This window comes from Streptomyces sp. NPDC102258 (assembly GCF_055584685.1).
In genome coordinates this window covers 1-1,049 of sequence record NZ_JBVJLO010000077.1, presented here as the reverse complement: position 1 = coordinate 1,049, position 1,049 = coordinate 1, and the positions used below count along the sequence as shown (strand labels likewise).

Sequence of the window (1,049 nt, the reverse complement as noted above, 5' to 3'; positions counted from 1 at the left end):
CTAGGGCCTGTGTGAGGTTGCGATCAGTCGGCGGCTTTGAGGAGGTCGTCGATCCAGATCATGGCGGCGCGTAGGTGGAGGCCGGCGAGGTAGCTGTCCGGGGTTTTGTCGTAGCGGGTGGCGATGCCTCGCCAGGCTTTCAGCTTGTTGATCAGGCGCTCGACGGTGTTCCGTTCCTTGTAGAGGTCGGCGTCGTGGCTGATGGGTCGGCCGCCTTGTGTGCCCTTCTTCTTGCGGTTGGCGGCCTGGTCCTTCTTTTCTGGGATGACGGCCTTGATTCCGCGTTTGCGCAGGTAGGCGCGGTTGCCGCGGGACGAGTACGCCTTGTCCGCGGCGACCGCGTCGGGCGTTGTGCGGGGACGGCCGACCGGCAGCCGGACTCTCACCTTCGCGAGCACGGGGACGAACTGCGGGTTGTCCCCGGCCTGCCCGGCAGTCAGGACCAGCGCGAGCGGACGACACCGGCGGTCCGAGGCGAGATGAATCTTGCTCGTGAGCCCGCCCCGGGACCTGCCGAGCAGGGCTTCCTTCAGACGGAGCCTGCGTCTGCGCCGGATGCGCCGGCGTTCATCCTGTCCGTTCTGTTCCTCCGTGCCGCCCCCTTTTGCCGGGCTGCCTCCTGCTCCTGCGCGGCTTCTTCCAGGGCCTTCATGAGGTGCTTGCTGACCCGCATCCCTGCGGCATCGTGGTGAGCGCGGACCGTGGTGGAGTCCACGCTGACCAGCGACAAGTCCGTTCTGCCCACCCGGGCACCCTCGGCGATCAGGCCTTCCAGCAGGGCCGTGAAGACACCGGCGTCCCGCCAGACGCGGAAGCGTCCGTAGACGGTGGCCCATGGGCCGAACTCGGCAGGCATCTCGCGCCACTGCCCACTGGAGCGGAACCGCCAGATCACTCCCTCGAACTGCTCCCGCAGCCGCTCCGGGTAAGGCCCGTACCTACCGATCGGCAGGTACGGCTCGATGAACTTCCACTGGGCATGGGTGAGTTGCCTGCGTGTCACAACCCCAGTCCTACCGGATTCCACCCCGCGAAGAGAGCGGAACCCA

General features: G+C 67.1%; 1 pseudogene. It reads right to left on the bottom strand.

From position 1 onward, the window contains the following. Positions 1–23: 23 nt before the first annotated feature. A pseudogene (locus tag ACZ6ZT_RS35225) lies at positions 24–1,003 on the bottom strand (IS5 family transposase). Positions 1,004–1,049 lie beyond the last annotated feature (46 nt).